Origin of the sequence: Variovorax sp. RA8 (genome assembly GCF_901827175.1) — a bacterium.
Classification (GTDB): domain Bacteria; phylum Pseudomonadota; class Gammaproteobacteria; order Burkholderiales; family Burkholderiaceae_C; genus Variovorax.
In genome coordinates, this window is record NZ_LR594662.1 from 5,303,263 (window position 1) to 5,325,308 (window position 22,046).

A 22,046-nucleotide genomic window follows, 5' to 3' on the forward strand; every position below is an offset into this window, starting at 1 on the left:
ACCTTGGATTATTATGGCTTGATGACCCCATCGCTTCGCCGATCCCGCCTTTCGGCGGCCGCGCTCTTGGCCTTCATCTCGCTGGCCGCGCAGGCGCAGCCCCAAACCCCCGCCCCGGCAGCACCGACCAGCCCCGCCCCCCTCATCGAACCAGCGGCACCGCCCGTGACGACCGCCGCGGCCACGGCCCAGCGCGAGGAGAAGGCGCAAGCCTCGGCGATGACAGCCGAGCTCTTCTATGAAGTGCTGATGGGCGAACTGACGGCGCGCTCGGGCGACCCGGGCTCGGGCTACGCGCTCGTGCTGGACGCCGCGCGCCGTTCGCGCGACGCCAAGCTGTTCCAGCGCGCCGTGGAAATCGCGCTCCAGGCGCGCTCCGGCGATGCCGCGCTCGCCGCGGCACGCGCCTGGAAGGAAAGCCTGCCCCAATCGCGCGAGGCGCGGCGCTTCGAGCTGCAGATCCTGATCGCGCTGAACCGGATCAGCGAGACCGTCGAGCCGTTGAAGACCGAGCTGGCGGCTACTCCGCAGGTGGAGCGGCCCTTCCTGATGGCTGTCATCGCGCGCCACTACGCCCGGGCTGCCGACAAGAAGCTGGCCGTCTCGGTCGTCGAACAGGCGCTGGCCGATGAACTCACGAGCCCAGCCACCGGCGGCGCCGCGTGGACCGCGGTCGGCCGCCTGCGACTGGCGGCCGGCGATGCAGCCGGCGCGCTGGAGGCGGCGCGCAAAGGCCACGAGATCGATCCCTCGGCCGACGGACCGGCAACGCTGGCCCTGGAACTGGTGGACCCTGCCCAGCCTGAGGCCGAGGCGCTGGTCAAGCGCTACCTGGCCGGACCCAAGGTCCTGCCAGAGATGCGCATCGCCTACGCCCGCGTGCTGGTGGAAGGCCGCCGCTACACCGATGCCAGCGCCGAACTCGCCGCACTGACCTCGGCGCGCCCTGAGCTCCCCGAGCCCTGGCTGCTGCTGGGCAGCCTGCAGACCCAGGCACGCCAAGACGCAGCGGCCGAAGCCTCGCTCAAGCGCTACATCGCCATGGCCGACACGCAGGCCGATGCCGAAACGCGCGGCCGCGGCCAGACCCAGGCCTTCCTGCTGCTGGCGCAGCTGGCAGAACGCCGCAAGGACTTCGTGGGCGCCGAGCACTGGCTGTCGCGTATCGACAGCACCGAAGACCTGGCAGCCGCGCAGACACGACGCGCTGCGCTGCTGGCCCGCCAGGGCAAGCTGCCGCAGGCCCGCGAACTGGTCCGTGCCCTGCCCGAGCGCACCGAGGACGACAAGAAGCAGAAGTTCATGGCGGAGGTCCAGCTGCTGCGCGATGCCAAGCAGTACCAGGCCGCATACGACATGCTGGCGCAGGCCAGCTCGGCCAAGCCCGAGGACACGGACCTCATCTACGACAAGGCCATGGTGGCCGAGAAGCTGAACCGCCTCGACGAGATGGAGCGCCTGCTGCGCCGCCTGATCGATCTCAAGCCCGACAACCAGAACGCCTACAACGCACTCGGCTACTCGCTGGCCGATCGCAAGATCCGCCTGGAGGAAGCGCGCACGCTGATCAAGAAGGCCGTTCAGCTCGCGCCCGAAGACCCGTTTATCGCCGACAGCCTCGGCTGGGTCGAGTTCAGGCTCGGCAACACCGACGAAGCCGTGCGCATCCTCGAGTCCGCCTACAAGCGCCGGCCCGACCCGGAGATCGGAGCGCACCTCGGCGAAGTGCTGTGGGTCAAGGGCCAGCGCGATCGCGCCATGTCGATCTGGAAGGAGGCCTTCCTGGTCGACTCGGACAACGAGACGTTGCAGGAGACGCTCAAGCGTCTGCGCGTGAAGCTTTGAAGCGTCGTCTCGTCCTATGCGCTGGTTGGGCCGGCCTGTTGCTGGCCGCAGGCTGTGCCAGCCCCGGAGGCCCGCCGAAGAACACCGATGCCGGACAGGCCTGGAGCGGCAGGCTTTCGCTGCGCGTCGACAGCGAGCCGGTGCAGACCTTCTCGGCACTGTTCGAGCTGCGCGGCGCCCCGCAGACCGGCGAGCTCGTCCTGACGAGTCCGATCGGCAACACGCTGGCGCAACTGCATTGGTCCCCGGGTGAGGCACTGCTGAGGAACGGCAGCGAGACGCGGCGCTTCGACTCGGTAGACGCGCTGATCGAGGCCGCGACCGGCGCGGTCATTCCGGTGGGCGCGCTGTTCGGCTGGCTGGCTGGGCGCGACGACCGGGTGCCTGGCTGGCGGCCGGACCTGTCCCAGATCGGCGCCGGCCGCCTGCAGGCTACGCGCGAGTCGCCGCAGCCGCGAGCGGACCTGCGCATCGTCTTCGAACGCGCATGAAGGCGCTCTACGACCTTCCGGCGCCGGCCAAGCTCAACCTTTTTTTGCACATCACCGGCCGGCGCGCGGACGGTTACCACCTGCTGCAGTCAGTGTTCATGCTGATCGACTGGTGCGACACCCTGCACGTGGAGAAGCGCAGCGACGGCCGCCTGACGCGGGAGGACCTCACGATGCCGCTGCCGGAAGATGACCTGGTGCTGCGCGCCGCCAAAGCGCTCCAGGCTTTTGCCGGAACGGCGGAGGGCGCCCACATCGGCATCGCCAAGCGGGTGCCGGCGCAGGCCGGCATGGGAGGCGGCTCCTCGGACGCAGCCACCTGCCTGCTGGCGCTCAATCGCCTTTGGCGCCTGGATCTGCCGTTGTCGAAACTCGAACAGATCGGCCTCGCCCTCGGGGCCGACGTGCCCTTCTTCCTGCGCGGGCGCAACGCGTGGGTCGAAGGCATCGGGGAGCAGATCACGCCGATCGACCTGTCGCCGGGGCGGTTCGTCGTCGTCAAGCCGGCCCAGGGCCTGGACACCCGTCTTATTTTTGCAGCGCCGGAACTTCAGCGCGCCACACCCGCTGCTATAATTTCTGGCTTTGCTGCACATGCCGGGCGAAACGGGGGCGAGATCAAGAGTCTTGACTTCGGTCGCAACGACCTGCAGCCGGTCGCTGAAAGGCTCTGTCCCGCGGTCACCGACGCCATTGAGTGGCTCGGTTGCCAAGGACTCGAGGCTCGCATGACCGGTTCAGGGAGTTCGGTATTCGCGGCGATGCCGCATGACGTGAAGCTGGCCGACGCGCCCTCGGGCTGGCAGCTTCGCAAGTGCAGCAATCTGGCCATCCATCCGCTTGCGGGGTGGGCGGTCTAGAAAGTCAGAGCGCTTTTGTGGTCTGATGCGACATATATCGGTGGGTGGCTTTGGCCGCCAACCTGTGTAGGGGAGTCGCCAAGCTGGTTAAGGCACTGGATTTTGATTCCAGCATGCAAAGGTTCGAATCCTTTCTCCCCTGCCAAATCTTCACGTTCACGAGAGTATTGGCGGCCCCTCGAACGGGCCATTTCCTTTTTTGCCGGGACGCTCATGCAGGTTCACCATCCTGATTTCATGGTTTTCACCGGCAATGCCAACCCGGGCCTTGCCGCCGAGATCGCGCACAACCTGGGCACATCGCTGGGCGCCGCCCGCGTCGGCCGCTTCTCCGACGGTGAAGTCACCGTCGAGATCAACCAGAACGTGCGCGCTCGCGACGTGTTCGTGGTCCAGTCGACCTGCGCCCCCACCAATGAAAACCTGATGGAACTGCTCATCATGGTCGACGCGCTCAAGCGCGCCTCGGCCGAGCGCATCAGTGCCGTGATCCCCTATTTCGGCTATGCGCGCCAGGACCGCCGTCCGCGCTCGAGCCGGGTGCCGATCTCGGCGAAGGTGGTGGCCAATCTGCTGGAGACGGTCGGCGTGGCCCGCGTGCTGACGATGGACCTGCACGCCGACCAGATCCAGGGCTTTTTCGACATCCCGGTCGACAACATCTATGCCTCACCGGTTCTGCTGGGCGACTTGCGCCAGCAGAATTACGAAGACCTGATCGTGGTCTCGCCCGACGTCGGAGGCGTGGTGCGTGCCCGTGCACTGGCCAAGCAGCTCAATTGCGACCTCGCCATCATCGACAAGCGCCGCCCTCGCGCCAACGTCAGCGAAGTCATGCACGTGATCGGCGAGATCGACGGCCGCAACTGCGTGATCATGGACGACATGATCGACACCGCCGGCACACTGGTGAAGGCGGCCGAAGTGCTCAAGGAACGCGGCGCGAAGAAGGTCTACGCCTACTGCACGCACCCGATCTTCTCGGGCCCGGCCATCGAGCGCATTGCCAAGGGCAGCGCGCTCGACGAAGTGGTCGTGACCAACACGATCCCGCTGAACGACGGTGCGACAGGGTGCGCCAAGATCCGTCAGCTCTCCGTGGCACCGCTTATCGCTGAAACGATCCAGCGCATCGCCAAGGGTGAATCGGTCATGAGTTTGTTCTCGGACCAGGAGAACCTCTTCTGAGGTATCCCCGGGCCTGAGCAAGAAGCCGGGCGCCCACCGTGGCGCCCTTTTTGAAACCGGAGTCGCACTGGTCGCGGTCGACTTCCACAGGAGTGAGTTATGAAATTCGTCGCTTACGAGCGCGCCAAGCAGGGCACGGGTGCGAGCCGCCGTCTCCGCATCTCGGGCAAGACGCCCGGTATCGTCTATGGGGGTGAAGGCCAGCCCCAGCTGATCGAGCTCGATCACAACGCGCTGTGGCACGCCCTCAAGAAGGAAGCCTTCCACTCCTCCATCCTCGAGATGGAAATGGCCGGCGCCACCAGCAAGGTGCTGCTGCGCGATGTGCAGTACCACCCCTTCCGCCCGCTGGTGCAGCACGTGGACTTCCAGCGCGTCGATGCCCGCACGCGCATGACCGTCAAGGTGCCGCTGCACTTCAAGGGCGAGGATGAATCCTCCGCCGTCAAGCTGGACCACAACCTCGTGAACCACGTGATGACCGAAATCGAAGTCAGCTGCCTGCCTGCTGACCTGCCCGAGTTCATCGAGGTGGACCTCGCCGGCCTGACCAAGAACGCCACGCTGCACGTCAGCGACATCAAGCTTCCCAAGGGCCTGAAGTACATCAGCCACGGCAAGGGCAACCCCGTGGTGGTGTCGGCTGTGTCGCCGCTGGTGGCCGAGGAAGCCGCCCCGGCCGAAGGCGCCGCGGAAGGCGCGCCGGCGGCCGCCAAGACGGACGCCAAGGCAGCGCCTGCCAAGAAGAAGTAATCGCCTCGCGCCTGCTTCGCCACGACGGCCCGCCTCGCGCGGGCCTTCTTTTTTGGCGAGCGGTGGCGCCGATAATTCCGCTCCATGATCAAGTTGTTCGTCGGCCTCGGCAATCCCGGCCCCGAGTACGAAGCCACGCGGCACAACGCGGGCTTCTGGTGGATCGATGCGCTCGCGCGCGACCGCAAGCTCACGCTGGCGCCGGAACGCAGCTACCACGGGCTGGTAGCCCGCATGCAGGTGGCCGGCCAGCCGGTGTGGCTGCTGGAGCCGCAGACCTTCATGAATCTCTCGGGCAAATCGGTGGCCGCGCTGGCCCGCTTCTTCAAGATCGAGCCCCACGAGATCCTGGTCGTGCACGACGAGCTCGACGTGGTGCCAGGCCAAGCCAAGCTCAAGCGCGGCGGCAGCCATGCCGGGCACAACGGGTTGCGCGACATCCATGCGCAGCTGGGCACCGCGGACTATTGGCGGCTGCGCCTCGGCATCGGCCATCCGGGCGTCAAGTCCGAGGTGGTCAGCTGGGTGCTGAAGAAGCCGCTCAAGGAACAGCGCGAGGCGATCGAGGACGCGATCGCCCGCACCCTCCACGCCTTCCCGGCCCTGGTCGCCGGCGAGATGGACAAGGCGACGCTGCTCATCCACACGAGCAAGCCGCCGCGTCCCAAGCCGCCGCGTCGAGAGCCGGCCGAAGGCGGACCGCCCGCTCCGGCCTGAGCGGAACCCATTGAAGCGAAAGGGAGAGAAGGAAGAATGAAGAAGAACTCGACACCTCGGATCGCCATCCTGGCGATAGCGGCCTGCGCCATCTGGGCCCCGCCCGCGGCCACCGCGGGCGGGGCCGCGTGGCGCTGCGGCAATACCTACAGCGACCAGCCCTGTCCGGACGGCAAGCCCCTCGCCCTCGGCGATATACGCGATGCCGGGCAGAAGCGCGAGGCCGACAACTCGACGCGCGAGGCCCAGGCAGCCGGCGACCGGCTGGAACGCGAGCGCCTGCGCCAGGAGAAGGCGCAGGCCGGCCGCCACGCGACGCTCATCGACAGCAGGCCGTCAGCGCCGAAGGCCGATGCCGATGGCGCGAAGAAAAAGAAGAAGGGCAAGAAGGAACCCGACTACTTCAGCGCCCATGACCCGGTGGCCACTGCGAAGAAGAAGGCGGAAAAAGCCGAGAAGGCAGGACGCCGCAGCGCCGAGAAAAGCTAGGCCTGAGCCCCTTCGGGGGGCCTGCCTTCGGCGCGCGCCGCCTTGACGGCCGCCAGCCGCTCGAATTTCTGCCACAGGGTCTCCTGCGACTCGAGGTAGGCCGGGTTCTTGGGAATGCAAGCCACGGGACACACCTGCACGCACTGCGGCTCGTCGAAATGGCCCACGCATTCGGTGCACTTGTGCGGATCGATCTCGTAGATCTCTTCGCCCATGTAGATCGCATCATTGGGGCACTCCGGCTCGCAGACGTCGCAGTTGATGCATTCGTCGGTGATCATGAGGGCCATGGCTTCGATTATCCGTCGACCGCCGCCCGGCCCGCCCCGCCAGCGGCCAAAACCCCCTTTTGAGAGCGGTGAGGACACCGAGCGCCGAAGCGGGGTCGACAGTGCCCGGGCATGGTCATTGCGTCAGTCGGGTTATGCTGCGGCCCGCCCCATGCGCCGCACGGCCGTTCCGACGGCGAATAGCATCGCAGCCGAAGGCGAAGGTATTTCCAGTGAGCCTCTTCCTGTTCAAGCGTTTCGTGACGCTGATCGCCACCCTGATCGGTGCCTCGGTCATCGTCTTCCTCGTGCTCGAGATCCTGCCCGGCAATGCCGCGCAGATGCTCATGGGCCCCGACGCCTCGCCCGAGGCCGTGGCCGCCCTCGCTACCAAGCTGGGACTCGACCAGCCGGCCTGGACTCGCTACTGGCACTGGATCGGCGGCCTGCTCACCGGCGAGCTCGGCGACAGCTACGCCTACAGCACGCCAGTGATCGAGCTGATCCTCGAGCGCCTCGCCCTGACCGTGCCCCTGGCCCTGCTCGCGATGGCCTTCACCACCGTGCTCGCCCTGCTGGTTGGCGTGACCGCCGCGGCGCGCCACAACAAGCTCGGCGACGTCGGCTTGATGGGGCTGACGCAGGTGGGCATCGCCATCCCCAACTTCTGGTTCGCGATCCTGCTGATCCTGGTCTTCTCGGTGCAACTGCAATGGTTCTCGGCCGGCGGCTTCGAGGGCTGGGATGAAGGCGTGCTGGCAGGGCTCAAGGCGCTGCTCCTGCCCGCCCTCTCGCTGGCCGTGGTGCAGGCCGCGATCCTGGCGCGCATCACGCGCTCGGCCGTGCTGGAGGTGATGCGCGAGGACTTCGTCCGCACCGCCCGCGCAAAGGGCGTCTCTCAGCGCGCCGTGCTGTGGACCCATGTGCTGCGCAACGCGCTGATCCCGGTGATCACCGTGATGGGCATGCAGTTCTCCGAGCTGCTGGCCGGCACCATCGTGGTGGAGAACGTGTTCTACCTCCCGGGCCTGGGCCGGCTGATCTTCCAGGCCATCAGCAACCGCGACCTGATCGTGGTGCGCAACTGCGTGATGCTGCTGGCGGCGATGGTGGTCATCGTCAACTTCGTGGTCGATGTGCTCTACGCCGTCATCGACCCGCGCATCAAGGCCTCCGACATATGAGCGCAGTCCCCGCACAAGTCCCGAGCGCCGCCGCCGCCAAGGCGCCGGGCTTCTGGCGCCGCGCGATGCATCACCGCAGCTTCGCCATCGGCGGCGTGCTCACGCTGCTGCTGGTCCTGGCCGCCGCCGTCTCGCTGGTGTGGACGCCCTGGTCGCCCTACGAGATGAACATCGCCAACAAGCTCAAGCCGCCGACGGCCGCGCACTGGCTGGGCACGGACACCTTCGGGCGCGACGTGGCCTCGCTGCTGCTGGTGGGCGCGCGCGCGTCCATCCTGGTGGGCGTGATCGCGGTCGGCATCGGCCTGGTGGTCGGCACGGCGCTGGGCCTGCTGGCGGCCGCGCGGCGCGGCTGGGTGGAAGAAGCCATCATGCGCTTCGCCGACTTCTCGATGGCCTTTCCCGCCATCCTCTCGGCCATCATGATGACGGCCGTGTTCGGCGCCGGCATCGTCAACGCGATCATCGCGATCGGCATCTACAACATCCCGACCTTCGCGCGCATCACGCGCGCATCGGCCAACGCGATCTGGTCGCGCGAGTACGTGGCCGCCGCGCGTGCCTGCGGCAAGGGTGCCTTCGCGATCACGATGCAGCATGTGCTGCCCAACATCTCGGCGGTGCTGATCGTGCAGTCCACCATCCGCTTCGCGATCGCCATCCTGGCCGAGGCCGCCCTCTCCTACCTGGGTCTCGGCACGCAGCCCCCGCAGCCCTCGTGGGGCCGCATGCTCAGCGAGGCCCAGACCATGATGTTCCAGGCTCCGTTGCTCGCCGTGTGGCCGGGCATGGCGATCGCGCTGGCCGTACTCGGCCTCAACCTGCTGGGCGACGGCCTGCGCGACCTGCTCGATCCGCGCCTCGCGCGCGCCCGCTGACCTCTCACCGACATGCCCCTGCTCGAAGTCGAAGACCTCCATGTCCAACTGCAGACGCAGCGCGGCCCGGCCGAGGCGGTGCGCGGCATCGGCTTCACGCTCGAACGCGGCGAAACGATGGGCATCGTCGGCGAGTCCGGCTGCGGCAAGTCGATCACCGTGCAGTCGCTGATGGGGCTGCTGCCCGCGACCGCCAAGGTCACGGGCAGCATCCGCTTCGACGGGACCGAGCTCGTCGGCCTGCCCGAGCGCGCGATGTGCGAGATCCGGGGCAACCGCATGGGCATGATCTTCCAGGAGCCGATGACGGCGCTGAATCCCGTCCACACCATCGCGCGTCAGGTCGGCGAGCCGCTGCGCCTGCATCGCGGCCTGTCGCGCGCCGAGGCCCGCAAGGAGGCGCTGGCCCTGCTCGAACGGGTGGGCATCCCGGACGCGGCCGCGCGCCTCGACGCCTACCCACACCAGTTCTCCGGCGGGCAGCGGCAGCGCATCGGCATCGCGATGGCGCTGGCCTGCGGGCCCGACCTGCTGATCGCCGACGAGCCCACCACCGCGCTCGACGTCACCATCCAGAAGCAGATCCTCGAACTGATCCAGGGCCTGGTGGACGAGCGCGGCATGGCGCTGATCCTGATCTCTCACGACCTGGGCGTGATCGCGCAGAACGTCTCGAAGATGCTGGTGATGTACGGCGGCAGCGTGGTCGAGAGCGGACCCACGGCGGCCGTCTTCGCCGAGCGCGCGCATCCCTACACCCAGGGGCTGTTCGCCGCCCGTCCGGCGCTCGGCGCGCCGCGCGGGCTGAAGCTGGCCACCATTCGCGGCAGCGTCCCCGATCTTCTCGACCTGCCGGGCGGATGCCCCTTCGCCGGCCGCTGCCGCTTCACCATCGACGAGTGCCACGCGACGCGGCCGCCGCCCACGCCGATGCCGCACGGCCATGAGGTGCGCTGCATCCGGCTCGCGGATGTGATCGCCGAAGGAGCGCCGGCGTGACAGCATTGCTCGAAGTCACCGACCTGGTGCGCCACTACCAACTGCCGCGCGAACGCCTCTTCGGTCCCCCGCCGACGGTCAAGGCGCTCAACGGCGTGAGCTTCAGCCTGCAGCCGGGCCGCAGCATGGGGATCGTCGGTGAATCCGGCTCAGGCAAGTCGACCATCGCGCGCCTGGTGATGGCGCTCGACACCCCCACGGCAGGCACCGTGAAGCTGCTGGACCGCGACCTCCACGCCCTGTCCGCGGATGCGCTGCGCGCTGCGCGCCGCGACGTGCAGATGGTGTTCCAGGACCCCTACGGCTCGCTGGATCCGCGCCAGACCGTGGCGCGCATCGTCGCCGAGCCGTTGGAGGCGCTGGCCAGGACCAGCCGCGCCGAGCAGCGCGAGCGAGCCGGCGAATCGCTGGCGGCCGTGGGGCTGCGCACGGGCGACCTCGACAAGTACCCGCACGAGTTCTCCGGCGGCCAGCGCCAGCGCATCGCGATCGCCCGCGCGCTGATCACGCGGCCCAAGCTGATCGTCGCCGACGAGCCGGTGAGCGCGCTCGACGTCTCGGTGCAGGCCCAGGTACTGAACCTGATGCAGGAGCTGCAGCAGAAGTTCGGCATCAGCTACCTGCTGATCAGCCACGACCTCGCGGTCGTCAACCACCTGTGCGACGAGGTCTGCGTGCTGCACCGCGGCCTCGTCGTCGAGCGCGGCACGCCGCAGCGCCTGTTCGCGCATGCCGAACATCCCTACACGCAGGCACTGCTGGCCGCCGTGCCGCGCGCCGAGCCCGCGGCGGCACTCCCTTGAGCAGGTGCTTGTCCCGAGCACGCGCCCCCCGCGCATGATGTAACGTCGTATTTCCCCTTCTCAGCTTTTTGCCTGGAGCCTCGACCATGTTGAAACGCCGCACCCTCCTGACCACCGCCGCCCTTGCCACCGTGCCACTCGCCCTGCCGCAGGCGGTGCTGGCCCAGGGGCGCAAGGACGCGTTGGTGATTGGCATGACGCTCGAGCCGCCAGGCCTGGACCCGACCACCGGCGCGGCGTCCGCCATCGCCGAGATCACCCACTACAACATCTACGAGACACTCACCAAGATCAACTCCGACGGCAAGGTCACGCCGCTCCTGGCCGAGAGCTGGGAGGTCTCGCCCGACCTCAGGACCTACACCTTCAAGCTGCGCCGCGGCGTGAAGTTCCAGAATGGCGAGCCGTTCAATGCGCAGGCCGTCAAGTTCTCGTTCGATCGCGCCGGCGCCGAGAAGAGCACGAACAAGGACAAGCGCACCTTTGCCAACCTGAGCACGCAGGTGGTCGACGACAACACCGTGGTGCTGATCAACAAGGAGATCGACCCCGATCTGCCCTTTCTGCTGGGCCAGGCGACCGCCATCATCGTCGAGCCCAAGAGCGTGGACACCAATGCCACGAAGCCCGTCGGCACCGGCCCCTACAAGCTCGACAGCTGGGCCAAGGGCTCCTCGGTCGTGCTGAGCAAGTGGGACGGCTATCGCAATCCGGGCGAGGCCAAGCTCCGGCGTGTCACTTTCCGGTTCATCTCCGACACCGCCGCGCAGGCGGCAGCGCTGATGGCCGGCGATGTCGACGTGTTCAAGCCCATCGGCACGCGCGCGGTGGCCCAGTTCAAGAACAATCCGCAGTTCCAGGTCATCCAGGGCGGCTCGCGCGCCAAGACCATCCTGGCGATCAACAGCAGGAGGAAGCCGCTCGACGACGTGCGCGTGCGCCGCGCCATCCTCGCCGCGATCGACCGCAAGGCGGTGATCGAGGGCGCCGCGGACGGCTTCGGCACGCCCATCGGGAGCCACTACGTGCCCGGCGCGCCCGGCTACGTGGACACCACGGCCATCAACCCCTACGACGTGGAGAAGGCCAAGAAGCTCCTGGCCGAAGCCGGCGTGAAAACGCCGCTCGAACTCACGATGACGCTGCCGCCGCCGCCCTATGCGCGCCAAGGCGGCGAAGTGATCGCGGCCGAGTTGGCCAAGATCGGCATCAACGTGAAGATCCAGAACGTCGAATGGGCCCAATGGCTCAGCAACACCTACGGTGGTGCGCACGACTACGATCTCACCATCGTGTCGCACGTCGAACCCTTCGACCTGGGCAACTATGCCAAGCCGGACTACTACTGGGGCTACGACTCCAAGGAGTTCACGGCGCTCTACGCAAAGATCAAGGCCACCGCCAACGAAGCCGAGCGCAACAAGCTCCTGGGAGAGGCGCAGAAGCTGCTGGCCACCGATGCAGCGAACGGGTTCCTCTACCAGCCCCAATTCCCCGCCGTTGCCAAGAAGGGCGTCAAGGGGCTTTGGAAGGAGATCCCGATCTTCGTCAACGACCTCTCGGCGCTGTCCTGGTCGTGAGCATGCCGCTGAACGACCTGTCGGCCCACGAACTGGTCGGCGCCTATCGGAAGGGCAGCCTCTCCCCGGTCGAGGTCACGCAGGCCGTGCTCGACCACATCGCGCGCTGGGAGCCGAAGCTGCAGGCCACCTGGCTGCTGCGTCCCGAGTCCGCGCTCGAGCAGGCGCGCGCCTCCGAGGCACGCTGGAAGCACGGCGAGCCGCTGGGCCCGCTCGACGGCGTGCCGACCACCATCAAGGAGAACATCGCCACCCGGGGCGACCCGATGCCCGCGGGCACGGCCGCCGTCGAGTTGCGGCCCGCCGTGGCGGACGCTCCGCCGGCCGCCCGGCTGAAGGAAGCGGGCGCGGTGATCGTGTCCAAGACCACGATGCCCGACTACGGGATGCTGTCCTCCGGCCTCTCGAGCTTCCATGCGCTGGCGCGCAATCCCTGGGACCTGACGAAGACGCCAGGCGGCTCGAGCGCCGGCGCTGGCGCCGCCGCAGCGGCCGGCTACGGCCCGCTGCACATCGGCACCGACATCGGCGGGTCGCTCCGGCTGCCGGCCGGCTGGTGCGGCATCTTCACGCTCAAGCCCAGCCTGGGCCGCATTCCGATCGACCCCCCCTACATGGGCCGCGCCGCCGGGCCGATGACGCGCAGCGTCGCCGATGCCGCGCTCATGATGCAGGTGCTGGCCCAGCCCGACGCGCGCGACAGCATGAGCCTGCCGCCCCAGGACATCGCCTGGTCGTCCTTCGAGGTGGGCGCAGAGCATCTGCGCGGCCTGCGCATCGGCCTCCTGCTCGATGCGGGCTGCGGCCTGGCGGTCGATGCCGAGATCCGCGCCGCCGTCGAGGAGGCGGCGCGCCTGTTCGAGCGCGCCGGCGCCGCCATCGAGGTCCTGCAGCCGTTCATGTCGCAGGCCATGCTCGACGGGATGGACCACCTCTGGCGCATGCGCTCCCTGGTGGACATCAATGCCCTGCCCGCGGACCGGCGTGCCAGGGTGCTGCCCTACATCCGCGCATGGGCCGAGAGCGCGGCAGACTTCAGCGGCGAGCACGTATTCCGCGCGTTCAGCCAGTTCCATGTGACGCGCGTGGCGGCGGTGTCCGCCTGCGCGAAGTACGACTACGTGATCTCGCCCACCGCGCCGAACCTGCCCGCGGAGGCCGAACTGCCCTCGCCCACCAACGACCCGCTGCGGCCGCTGGAGCACATCGGCTTCACCGTGCCCTTCAACATGTCCGAGCAGCCGGCCGCCTCGATCAACTGCGGCTACAGCCGCAGCGGCCTGCCGATCGGCCTGCAGATCGCGGGGCAACGCTTCGACGACCTGGGCGTGCTCAAGATCTCGCGCGCCTTCGAGCTGATCCGCGGCCCGCAACGGCCCTGGCCACGGCCGCCTGGCGCCTGACTCGCGCTCGCCCCTCAGACGAGGTGGGAGGCCAGCAGTTCGCGTGCCCGCGTCACGAACTCGGTTTCGCCGCGCCGCGGCGGCAGGAAATGGAAGGCCACGCGCGGCAGCGCCGGTAGCCCGTGCGGCGGCGTCAGGCGCGCCACGCCCTCGCACAGGGAAGATTCATTGAGGCAGGCGACGCCCAGTCCCGCCGCCAGGGCCGACTGAAGACCCGCGACGCCCGAGGCGACATGCGCCACCGCGAAGGGCACGCGCCGCTGCTTCAGCAGCTTGACCGTGAACTGGTGCAGCGAGCAGGTGTCGGGCAGCACCAGCAGCCGCAGCGGCTCGCCGCGCGCAACGCGCAGGCCGGTCGCACCCATCCAGGCGAGCGATTCGCGGCGCAGGGCCGGTGCGTTCGAGGCGGGCGTGCCGCCTTGCCCTGCGATGCGCATCGACAGGCCCACGTCGAACTGCCCCTGCGCGTAGCCCGCCTCGATCGCGCCGATCTTCATGACGCTCACGTGCAGCCGCACCTGCGGGTAGCGCTCGCCGAGCCGGCCCAGCAGCCGCGCCAGCTCGCCCGGCCTGAAGTAGTCGGTCACCGCGAGGCGAAGCTCCCCATGGAGCGTTTCACCGCGAAGGTCGCGCAGGGCCTCGTCCGCGAGCGCCAGCAGGCGCTGCGCATGCCCCAGCAGCCGCGTGCCCGCGACGGTGGGCGCCACGCCGGCCTTGCTGCGCGTCAGCAGCGGCTGGCCGGTGCGCTCCTCCAGCTTGCGCATCTGCTCGCTGACGGCCGATTGCGACAGGAACACCTGCGGCGCGGCGGAGGTCAGGCTGCCCGCCTCTACGACGGCGACGAAGGTCCTGAGCTGCTCCAGGTCGAAGGTCTGCATGGCAACATCCATCAAGGAAACGAATGATATCCATCATATCTTCCCGCTTTTCCGATGGCACGAGCTTTCCCACAATGAAGCCTCGACGATTCGAAAGGAAAACACCATGCCTCATATCGTGATTCATCTCTCCGGCCAGCCCGATGCACAGCTCACGCGCCGCACCGTGGACACGGTGGCCGAGCTGACCCAGAGCGTGCTGGGCAAGAAGCTGCCGGTGATCGCCACCACCGTGCAATACATCGCCGACGATGCCTGGTTCATCGGCGGGCGATCCCTGGCCGAGCTCGGCAAGTCGGCCTTCCACCTGGACATCAGCATCACCGACGAGACCAACACCAAGGCGGAGAAGGCGCGCTACCTGCGCGAGATCTACGGCGCCATGGCGGCGCTGCGGAAGAACCTGCACGAGGTGTCGTACGTGCATCTGATCGATGCGCGCGCTGCAGCCTACGGCTACGGCGGGCTCACGCAGGAGTACCGCCATCAGCAGGCCGGGGTCTAGGCGATCCAGTCTGGCGGGGCACGTGCACGTTGCACGCCCGCTTCCGCAGGCGCTCACCCGAGCAACTCGAGCACCCGGCCTTCGCCCACGAACGATTCGGCCACCAGCATCCGGAATGCCTTGTCGCGCTGGAAGCGCTGTAGTGCGATCGCCGGTCTCATGAACTCGACCTGGAACGTTTGCGCCGTTCCGCGCCTGAACGCTTGCCCCGGCGCCACGATCCAGCGCGCCGAAAAGCCCTCGTTGTCCACCACGAGGACGCAGCGATGCTCGCCTTCGAGGACTGGCGAGTCTTCGGACGGCAGTTGGGGCATGCGCATCGTGAACTCGACGAGGGCATGGGGGTGGAAAGCGCTGCCCGACTCGAAACCCGCCGGCTCGACAGCCACCGGGCGCCGCACCTTGGCAATGAGCCACGCGATGACGTTGCCGATGATCGGCAGCCACAGCAGCATCAACAAGGTGCCGACGTCGCGGGCCGTCGAACCCGGCTCGGACAGCTGTCGCAACAGTGCACCACCCAGGGCCACGCACAGCAGCGCGATGACGATGAACCTGCGCTTGGCCTGGATGCCCGTCATGACGCCGTGCTGCTCACGTCTTCGGTCCCCCCATTGCGATGGCCGGGCCTTGCGGGAAGCCGGTCGGCCCCCTTTCCTTCGATGTGCGGCAGGAATGTCTTTTTCATGGGTGATCGTAGCGCGTCGATGCCACACGCGGCCGCAGGAGTGAGCGGCTCACAGGCAAGGAGCAGATCCTGGGCAAAAATGCGCCCATGCAAGACAGCCTGGGCAACCCCATCACCGTGACCGACCCTGCCGGCCTGCGCGCGGTCAACGACTTCGTCGAGGGCTTCATCGCCTGCGAGGCGCGCGCGGCCGACGTGCTGGCGGCCGCGCAGGACGACAGCCCTCTCGTGCAGGCCTACTGCGCGACGCTGCACCTGTTCGCCGAATCGCGCGATGCCGTGCCCAATGCGCGCCCCTTCCTCGAACGCGCGCGGGCCGGCGCCTCCCACGCCAGCCCGCGCGAGCGGCGCTACATCGAAGCCGTCTCGGCCTGGGCCGAGGGCGACATCGCGCGCGCCATCGCCTTGCACCACGAGCAGGCCCGCGAGCATCCGCGCGACCTGGCCTCGCTCAAGCTGGGGCAGTACCACTGCTTCAACATCGGCGACTGCCCCGGCATGCTGCGGCTCGCGCTGGCGGCGCTGCCGGCCGCGACCGATGTGCCCTACCTGCACGGCATGGCAGCCTTCGGCTACGAGCAATGCCACCTGCTGCGCGAAGCCGAAGCCAGCGCACGCCGCGCGATCGCGATGGAGCGCAAGGAACCCTGGGCCCACCATGCGCTCGGGCATGTGATGCTGACCGAGGGTCGGCTCGCCGAGGGTCTGGACTTCATGCGTGGCGTGAGCGACAGCTGGGTCGGGCTGAACTCCTTCATGGTCACGCACAACTGGTGGCATGTGGCGCTGTTCCTGATCGACCTGGGCCGCGATGCCGAGGCGCTCGCCGTCTACGACGAGCAGGTGTGGGGCGTGGCCAAGGACTACGCGCAGGACCAGATCGGCGCCGTGTCGCTGCTCGCGCGCCTCGCGCTCGCCGATATCGACGTGGGCGAGCGCTGGCAGGCGCTGGCCGGCTATCTGACGCCGCGGCTCGACGACCATGTGCTGCCCTTCCTCGACCTGCAGTACCTCTACGGCCTGGCGCGCGCCGGCCGGCCCGAGGCCGAGCGCCTGCTGCACAACATCGAAATCTTCGCGCCGCGGGCCGCGCCTTCGACGCGAGCCGCCTGGCAGCGCGTGGCGGTACCCGCCGCCCGTGGCCTGCTGGCCCATGCGCGAGGCGACGCCGCCGGCGCCGTCGAGGGGCTGGGCCAAGCGCTGCCGCGCCTGGTGGAAATCGGCGGCAGCCATGCGCAGCGTGACCTCTTCGAGCAGTTGTACCTCGACGCCCTGATCGCCACCGGAACCGCAGCGGCGCTGGCGAGCGCCCAGGGTCTTCTGCAGCAGCAGGTCAACGCCCAGCCGGAATCCCGGCGCCTGCGGCGCCAGGCCGACAAGGTCTACGCATCGCTGGGACTGCCGCAACTGGCGTCCAACGCCATCAGCGAATCACCCAGGCAGTCCTTCCATGCCCAATGAAATCCGGACCGCGCTCAGTGCGCGGCGCGATGCCACCAACGGCTGTATTCCTCGTCGGTCAGCAAAGTCCACGCCGCCAGCACCAGCACCACCAGGCCCGTGATGACCGCGGTGAGCATCGCGTCGGCGTTGCCGTTGAAGCGCAGCACCCAGGGCGACGCCATCAGCCACAGGCCGAGCGCCGCCTCGGTCCACTCCTCCCAGGCGCGGGGAAGCAGCATGGCGCCGAGCGCAGTGGCGATCAGCGCGATGCCGACGATCACCGCGTTGGGCATCGCGGCCGCCTCGCCGGCATAGCCCAGGATCCAGGGCGAAAGAAGCAGCCAGGCACCCAGCGCCCCGTTCACCGGGTCTTGCCAATGTTTCAGTTGGAACATGGTTCGTACCTCCTGCCGGCTGGAACGCCGGTTCTTCTTGGAGCCTTGCACCCGTCGCAGGTTCCGGCCCTCCCGTTCCCAAAATGGCCGCGAAAGGAGCATCATCGAGCCTAGGAACGCACGGTACGGGCTCAACAGCGAGGCAGTTCGTGGCAAGGCTCAAGACGGTCTTCTGGCTTGGCGCGGGGCTCGCCATGTTGGCCGCGCTCGTCGCCTTGACCGTGGACGAGTTCAAGACCTCCAGGCTGCAGTCGGCCTTTTGGCGCGACCTGGGACGCGATGCGCGCTTCAGCCTGGATGCCGGGCCCAGCGACGCCATCCGCTTCCCCCATTCCGGGCCCTACGACGAGCGGCTCGGCTACCGCCAGCTTCCGGAGTTCATCGAGCGCCTGCAGGCCCGCGGCTACGAGGTGACGCAGCAGGCCCGCATGTCGCCGCGGCTGGTCGAGCTGCACGAGCGCGGCCTCTACGGCCCCTACCGCGAGAAGAACCAGGCCGGCCTGACGGTGCGCGACTGCCGCGCGCGGACCCTGTCGCAATCGCGCGTGCCCGAACGCGTGTACGAACGTTTCGAGGACGTGCCGCCGCTGCTGGTGGACGCCCTGCTCTTCGTCGAGGACCGCCACCTGCTGGACACGCAGCCGGCGCAGCGCAATCCCGCGGTCGACCCCGAGCGCTTCGCGAAGGCGACATTCGAGCAGTTGCACCGGGCGCTCGGTGCGCGGCAATCGGCCTCCGGCGGCAGCACGCTGGCCACCCAGATCGAGAAATACCGCCACTCGCCCCAGGGCCGCACCCACTCGATCGGCGACAAGCTGCGGCAGATGGCATCGGCCTCGCTGCGCGCCTACCAGGACGGCGAAGACACGCAGGCGCGCAGGCGCCAGGTCGTGGTCGACTACCTGGACACCGTGCCGCTGGCCGCGCGGCCGGGATTCGGCGAGGTACATGGCCTCGGCGACGGCCTGTGGGCCTGGTACGGGCGCGACCTCGCCGAGGTCAACCGCCTGCTGGCCGACAACGCCGAGGGGGCCGCGCCGTCCGACGAGGCGCTGCGGCGCCAGGCCGAGGCCTTCAAGCAGGCGCTGTCGCTGATGGTCGCGCAGCGCCGGCCTTCGCAGCACCTGCTGGACAAGGGCGAGAGCCTGGGCCGGCTCACCGACAGCTACCTGCGGCTGATGGCCGACGCGGGCGTCATCGCGCCCTCCCTGCGAGACGCGGCATTGCAGGTCTCCCTGCAGAGGTCGGCCGCACGGCAGGCGACGCCTCGGCCCGACTTCGTCGAGCGCAAGGGGCTGAATGCCCTGCGCGGCGAGGTGTCCGCCTTGCTGGAGGTGCCGCGTGCCTACGACCTCGAGCGGCTCGATCTCGAGGTGGAAGGCAGTGTGGACAGCGACGCGCAGGCGATCGCCGCACGGGCGCTGGCCTCGTTGCGCACCCCGGCGGGCGCGAAGGCGGCAGGGCTGTACGGCCATCACCTGCTCGACCCCGGCGACGACCCGAGCCACCTGGTCTACAGCTTCACCCTCTACGAGCGCGGCGCACAGGCAAACCTGCCGCGCATCCAGGCCGACAACATCGACCAGCCCTTCGACGTGAACCAGGGCGCACGCCTGGACCTCGGCTCCACCGCCAAGCTGCGCACGCTGGTGAGCTACCTCGAACTGGTCGCCGAGCTGCACGCACGCTGGGCCGGGCGCGATGCATCCGGCGTCGCCGCGTGGACGCCGAGCAAGCGCGATCCGCTGGGCACCTGGGCGCGCGAATACCTGCTGCGTGCCGGCGACCGCAGCCTCGCCCCGATGCTGGAGGCGGCGATGCAGCGGCGCTACTCGGCAGGCGCGGGCGAGGCCTTCTTCACCGGCGGCGGCCTGCACAGCTTCAGCAATTTCGATCGCACGCGCGGCGGGCCGATGACCGTGCAGGAAGCCTTCAGGCACTCGGTCAACCTGGTGTTCATCCGCGTGATGCGCGACATCGTGCGCCACCGGATGTACGGCGACGAAGCCGTCGGGCGCCAGATGCTGGATGATCCGTCCGACCCGGGCCGGCGGGAGATGCTGGTCCTCTTCGCCGATCGCGAGGGCTCTGCCTATCTGACGCGCTTCCACCGGAAGTACAAGGGCAAGTCGCCCGCCGAGGCCGAAGCACTGCTGCTCAAGGGCGTGCATCCATCGGCACCGCGTCTCGCGAGCGTGCTTTTCACCCTCCAACCCGAGGCCGACGAGGCGCGGCTCGACCAGTGGCTCACCCGCCGCCTCGGGCGCGGTGCAGGCCCGCCGCGCGCGCTGCGTGCGATGCACAACACGTATTCGAGCCTTTCGCTGGCCGACCGCGGCTACGTGGCGCGCGTGCATCCGCTGGAGCTGTGGCTAGTCGGCTACCTGCAGCGCCGTCCCGGCGCGACGCTCACCGAGGTGCTGGACGCGAGCGTGCAGGAACGGCAGGACGCCTACGCATGGCTCTTCAGGACGCGCCACAAGAGCGCACAGGACCGGCGCATCCGCGAGCTGCTCGAGCGCGATGCCTTCGCCCAGATCCATCGCTCATGGCAGCGCCTGGGCTATCCCTTCGCCTCGCTGACTCCCTCGTACGCCAGCGCGATCGGCGCCTCGGGCGACCGGCCGGCAGCGCTGGCCGAGTTGGTCGGCATCCTGGCGAACGACGGCTGGCGGTTGCCGCAGCAGCGGGTAGGCGCGCTGCACTTCGCGCGCGGCATGCCCTACGAGACGCGGCTCGAGCAGCGCGGCCCGGCCCCGCAACAGCTGTTGGCGCCGGAAGTGGCGCGGGTCGCACGTAGCGCATTGGCCGACGTGGTGAACAACGGGACCGCGCGGCGCCTCAAGGATGCCGTGCCGGATGCGACGGGGCGCCCCATCGAGCTCGCCGGCAAGACCGGCACCGGCGACCACCGCTACCAGGTCATCGGACGCGGCGGGCGTGTGATCGCGGAACGCAAGGTCGAACGCACGGCCACCTTCGTCTTCACGCTCGGCGACCGCTATTTCGGCACGCTCGTGGCCTACGTGCGCGAGCCGTACGCAGGGCGCTACCGCTTCACCAGTGCGCTGCCGGTGCAGTTGCTCAAGTCGATGATGCCGCAGCTGCTTCCGGTTCTCCAGCGCGAGGGCTGCGCCACCGATCGCGGCTGACCGGAGCGGCCGTGCGGCTCACTGGAGTACCTTCGCCTTCGGAACGGCCGTGCGGCTCATGACTTGCCCAGATGCCGCCGCTGGTCGTAGTTGGGCTGCGCCGGCATGCCGTCGAGATGAGCGGTATCGGCCCAGTCGACGATCTCGATCTGCGCAGGCGCAGCGGCATCGGCGATGCGGATGCGGTTGAATCCCGCATTGGGGATTGCGCTCTGGCGCGGCCCGTTGAGCCCCAGTCCCTTCGCGGTGCGCCAGACCATGTCGAGCACCCCGCCGTGCGTCACCACCATCACCGTCTGCTGCTCGTGCGCCGCCGCGATGCGGCCCAGCGCGTCGATGATGCGCGCATGAAACTCGCGCGGCGACTCGCCCTCGGGCATGCGGTGGTCCTCGCTGAACTTGAGCCAGTCTTCCCAGGCGCGCGGGTGCAGGCGCTGGATCTCGTCGGCCCGCATGCCCTCGACCAGTCCGAAGTTCTGCTCGCGCAACTCCACCGAACCGACGACGTCGAGTCCGAGCTGCTGCGCCGCCGGCGCTGCCGTCTGCTGCGCTCGCAAGAGGTCGCTGCTGACGAGGTACTGGACCGATTCGCGCGCGAGCCGCAGGCCCAGCCGGCGTGCCTGCTCGTGGCCGGTGTCGTTGAGGGGAACGTCGATGTGGCCCTGGAAGCGCAGCTCGCGATTCCAGTCGGTCTCGCCGTGGCGGATCAGGATGAGTTCTGTGGACATGGGATGAAGCTATTGTCCTCGCAACACATGTCGGCTCGACGGCATGGGGCCGGGCGGCATGCGGATGGCCGAGAATCGGCCCATGCCCTGTCTTGTCCTGTTGCCCGGCCTCGCCTGCGACGAGCGCCTCTGGGAAGCCCAGCTGTCCGCCCTGCCCGCCGGCATCGACGTTCGCGTGAGCGACGTCCACATGCGCCACCCGAGCATCGAGGCCATGGCCGAGGCCGTGCTGCGCGAGCATGAAGGCCCGCTGGTCCTCTGCGGCGCCTCGATGGGCGGCATGATCGCGATGGAGGCCGCGCGCCAGGTGCCCGGGCGCATCGCAGGCCTCGCGCTGCTGGGCACCAATCCGCGGCCCGAGACGCCCGAGATGGTCGAGCTGCGCGCCTCGGCGATCGAGCTCTTCGAGCAGGGCGAGGCGCGCGACGTGATCCAGTTCAATGCGGGCTTCGCCTTCCATCCCAAGCAGGCCGGCGATGCCGCGCTGGTGCGGCGCTATGTGGAGCTCGTGCTCGATGCGGGCGCGCAGCAGCTCATCAGCCAGAACCGTGCGCTGATGGCACGGCCGGACCAGCGTCCCTCGCTCGCGTCGCTGCACTGCCCGGTGCTGGTGGTCTGCGGCGATGCCGATCGCCTGACCCCCCCCGAGTGCTCACAGGAGATCGCGCAGTTGGTGCCGCGGGCCGAGCTCGTGTGGATCGAGAACTGCGGCCACATGCTGACCATGGAGAAGCCTGCCGAGGTCAATGCCGCGCTGATGCCGTGGCTGCAGCGCCTGGTGGCCTGAGGACCCGCGAG

At 68.7% G+C, this 22,046-nt stretch carries 22 protein-coding genes and 1 tRNA gene; 18 read left to right on the top strand and 5 right to left on the bottom strand.

What is annotated here, in order from left to right; all coding sequences use genetic code 11:
• The first annotated feature begins 21 nt into the window (after positions 1 to 21).
• From E5P3_RS25270 to E5P3_RS25305, 8 genes are all read left to right on the top strand, one after another.
• On the top strand, positions 22 to 1,845 hold the full coding sequence (locus tag E5P3_RS25270; protein ID WP_162588468.1) for a tetratricopeptide repeat protein: 1,824 nt from the start codon (positions 22 to 24) through the stop codon (positions 1,843 to 1,845).
• Positions 1,842 to 2,336: a lipoprotein insertase outer membrane protein LolB gene (locus E5P3_RS25275; RefSeq protein ID WP_162588469.1), complete on the top strand. Its 495-nt coding sequence runs from the start codon at positions 1,842 to 1,844 to the stop codon at positions 2,334 to 2,336. The genes E5P3_RS25270 and E5P3_RS25275 overlap by 4 nt, the downstream gene beginning before the upstream one ends.
• Positions 2,333 to 3,196, top strand: a complete 864-nt coding sequence (ispE, locus tag E5P3_RS25280; protein ID WP_162588470.1) for a 4-(cytidine 5'-diphospho)-2-C-methyl-D-erythritol kinase — start codon at positions 2,333 to 2,335, stop codon at positions 3,194 to 3,196. The genes E5P3_RS25275 and ispE overlap by 4 nt, the downstream gene beginning before the upstream one ends.
• Positions 3,197 to 3,264: 68 nt before the next feature.
• Positions 3,265 to 3,341, top strand: a tRNA-Gln gene (locus tag E5P3_RS25285).
• 68 nt (positions 3,342 to 3,409) lie between these two features.
• Positions 3,410 to 4,384 carry a ribose-phosphate pyrophosphokinase gene (locus E5P3_RS25290; protein WP_162582409.1) on the top strand — a complete coding sequence of 325 codons (975 nt, stop codon included), beginning with the start codon at positions 3,410 to 3,412 and terminating at the stop codon, positions 4,382 to 4,384.
• A 99-nt stretch (positions 4,385 to 4,483) separates the two neighbouring features.
• Positions 4,484 to 5,137, top strand: coding sequence for a 50S ribosomal protein L25/general stress protein Ctc (locus E5P3_RS25295; protein WP_162588471.1), 654 nt, complete (start codon positions 4,484 to 4,486; stop codon positions 5,135 to 5,137).
• An 84-nt stretch (positions 5,138 to 5,221) separates the two neighbouring features.
• The gene (gene pth, locus E5P3_RS25300; protein ID WP_162588472.1) at positions 5,222 to 5,854 is read left to right on the top strand and encodes an aminoacyl-tRNA hydrolase; all 633 of its coding nucleotides are present in this window, start codon (positions 5,222 to 5,224) and stop codon (positions 5,852 to 5,854) included.
• 36 nt (positions 5,855 to 5,890) lie between these two features.
• On the top strand, positions 5,891 to 6,343 hold the full coding sequence (locus E5P3_RS25305; protein ID WP_162588473.1) for a hypothetical protein: 453 nt from the start codon (positions 5,891 to 5,893) through the stop codon (positions 6,341 to 6,343).
• On the opposite strand, the gene E5P3_RS25310 is transcribed toward E5P3_RS25305, so the two are convergent.
• Positions 6,340 to 6,633, bottom strand: coding sequence for a YfhL family 4Fe-4S dicluster ferredoxin (locus E5P3_RS25310; protein ID WP_162588474.1), 294 nt, complete (start codon positions 6,631 to 6,633; stop codon positions 6,340 to 6,342). The two genes, E5P3_RS25305 and E5P3_RS25310, sit on opposite strands and share 4 nt — an antisense overlap.
• 212 nt (positions 6,634 to 6,845) lie before the next feature.
• On the opposite strand from E5P3_RS25310, the gene E5P3_RS25315 reads away from it, so the two are divergent.
• The 6 genes from E5P3_RS25315 to E5P3_RS25340 all read left to right on the top strand — a co-directional run bounded on the left by E5P3_RS25315 (position 6,846) and on the right by E5P3_RS25340 (position 13,459).
• Positions 6,846 to 7,796 carry an ABC transporter permease gene (locus E5P3_RS25315; RefSeq protein WP_162588475.1) on the top strand — a complete coding sequence of 317 codons (951 nt, stop codon included), beginning with the start codon at positions 6,846 to 6,848 and terminating at the stop codon, positions 7,794 to 7,796.
• A complete protein-coding gene (locus tag E5P3_RS25320) occupies positions 7,793 to 8,674 on the top strand; it encodes an ABC transporter permease (RefSeq protein ID WP_162588476.1) in 882 nt (293 codons plus the stop codon). Before E5P3_RS25315 ends, E5P3_RS25320 begins: the two co-directional genes overlap by 4 nt.
• A 12-nt stretch (positions 8,675 to 8,686) precedes the next feature.
• The gene (locus tag E5P3_RS25325) at positions 8,687 to 9,673 is read left to right on the top strand and encodes an ABC transporter ATP-binding protein (protein WP_162588477.1); all 987 of its coding nucleotides are present in this window, start codon (positions 8,687 to 8,689) and stop codon (positions 9,671 to 9,673) included.
• On the top strand, positions 9,670 to 10,476 hold the full coding sequence (locus E5P3_RS25330; RefSeq protein ID WP_232073302.1) for an ATP-binding cassette domain-containing protein: 807 nt from the start codon (positions 9,670 to 9,672) through the stop codon (positions 10,474 to 10,476). Before E5P3_RS25325 ends, E5P3_RS25330 begins: the two co-directional genes overlap by 4 nt.
• Positions 10,477 to 10,562: 86 nt before the next feature.
• Positions 10,563 to 12,056, top strand: coding sequence for an ABC transporter substrate-binding protein (locus tag E5P3_RS25335; RefSeq protein WP_162588478.1), 1,494 nt, complete (start codon positions 10,563 to 10,565; stop codon positions 12,054 to 12,056).
• A 2-nt stretch (positions 12,057 to 12,058) separates the two neighbouring features.
• On the top strand, positions 12,059 to 13,459 hold the full coding sequence (locus E5P3_RS25340; protein WP_162588479.1) for an amidase: 1,401 nt from the start codon (positions 12,059 to 12,061) through the stop codon (positions 13,457 to 13,459).
• Positions 13,460 to 13,473: 14 nt separating this feature from the next.
• On the opposite strand, the gene E5P3_RS25345 is transcribed toward E5P3_RS25340, so the two are convergent.
• On the bottom strand, positions 13,474 to 14,337 hold the full coding sequence (locus E5P3_RS25345; RefSeq protein WP_162588480.1) for a LysR family transcriptional regulator: 864 nt from the start codon (positions 14,335 to 14,337) through the stop codon (positions 13,474 to 13,476).
• Between the two features lie 106 nt (positions 14,338 to 14,443).
• On the opposite strand from E5P3_RS25345, the gene E5P3_RS25350 reads away from it, so the two are divergent.
• Positions 14,444 to 14,842 (top strand): tautomerase family protein, encoded by a 399-nt coding sequence (locus tag E5P3_RS25350; protein WP_162588481.1) that lies wholly within the window; start codon positions 14,444 to 14,446, stop codon positions 14,840 to 14,842.
• Between the two features lie 53 nt (positions 14,843 to 14,895).
• On the opposite strand, the gene E5P3_RS25355 is transcribed toward E5P3_RS25350, so the two are convergent.
• Entirely contained in the window at positions 14,896 to 15,423 is a 528-nt protein-coding gene (locus E5P3_RS25355; RefSeq protein ID WP_162588482.1) for a hypothetical protein, read from the bottom strand.
• Between the two features lie 194 nt (positions 15,424 to 15,617).
• Here E5P3_RS25355 and E5P3_RS25360 point away from each other — a divergent pair, with 194 nt between their 5' ends.
• Positions 15,618 to 16,991 (top strand): tetratricopeptide repeat protein, encoded by a 1,374-nt coding sequence (locus E5P3_RS25360; protein WP_162588483.1) that lies wholly within the window; start codon positions 15,618 to 15,620, stop codon positions 16,989 to 16,991.
• Between the two features lie 14 nt (positions 16,992 to 17,005).
• Here E5P3_RS25360 and E5P3_RS25365 read toward each other — a convergent pair whose 3' ends face one another.
• Positions 17,006 to 17,368, bottom strand: a complete 363-nt coding sequence (locus tag E5P3_RS25365) for an SPW repeat protein (RefSeq protein ID WP_162588484.1) — start codon at positions 17,366 to 17,368, stop codon at positions 17,006 to 17,008.
• A gap of 149 nt (positions 17,369 to 17,517) precedes the next feature.
• On the opposite strand from E5P3_RS25365, the gene E5P3_RS25370 reads away from it, so the two are divergent.
• On the top strand, positions 17,518 to 20,520 hold the full coding sequence (locus tag E5P3_RS25370) for a transglycosylase domain-containing protein (RefSeq protein WP_162588485.1): 3,003 nt from the start codon (positions 17,518 to 17,520) through the stop codon (positions 20,518 to 20,520).
• 56 nt (positions 20,521 to 20,576) lie between these two features.
• On the opposite strand, the gene E5P3_RS25375 is transcribed toward E5P3_RS25370, so the two are convergent.
• Entirely contained in the window at positions 20,577 to 21,248 is a 672-nt protein-coding gene (locus E5P3_RS25375; RefSeq protein WP_162588486.1) for a histidine phosphatase family protein, read from the bottom strand.
• Positions 21,249 to 21,330: 82 nt separating this feature from the next.
• Here E5P3_RS25375 and E5P3_RS25380 point away from each other — a divergent pair, with 82 nt between their 5' ends.
• Positions 21,331 to 22,035 (top strand): alpha/beta fold hydrolase, encoded by a 705-nt coding sequence (locus E5P3_RS25380; protein WP_232073303.1) that lies wholly within the window; start codon positions 21,331 to 21,333, stop codon positions 22,033 to 22,035.
• Positions 22,036 to 22,046 lie beyond the last annotated feature (11 nt).